Annotated in this window: 1 protein-coding gene; it reads left to right on the top strand. The window is 45.6% G+C overall.

Annotated elements, in window-relative coordinates:
• A partial coding sequence (locus tag AB4585_RS23225; RefSeq protein ID WP_372171145.1) for a hypothetical protein occupies positions 1-331 on the top strand: 331 nt, incomplete at both ends.

Here is a 331-nt window from a genome sequence, read left to right on the forward strand (position 1 = left end):
GTGAAGTTGCTACTCAATCGCAATCAGTTTGTTGAGTTCCATCAAACTATAGAAGCTCAAATTGACTTGGGTATAGATGGTGTAGAAGCACTGCCGTTTACGGTGCATGTTTTGCTTTCATTCTGTGAGGCTAACCCTCAAGACCCAAGCTGTATGGACTTCTGTGATTTGAATCCTTGGCATGACGACTGTATCGATCAATGTATTTTTGATCCTTGGTCGCCAGAGTGTTTGTGTGAAACCCTGCCGTCTCATCCTGATTGCGCTGGTGATAAACCGCAAGTGCCAGGTGATGGCGACAATGGTGATAACGACGACAATGGTGACAGTG

It is taken from the genome of Vibrio sp. 10N.222.49.C9 (assembly GCF_041474985.1).
In the GTDB taxonomy this organism is placed as follows: domain Bacteria; phylum Pseudomonadota; class Gammaproteobacteria; order Enterobacterales; family Vibrionaceae; genus Vibrio; species Vibrio crassostreae_C.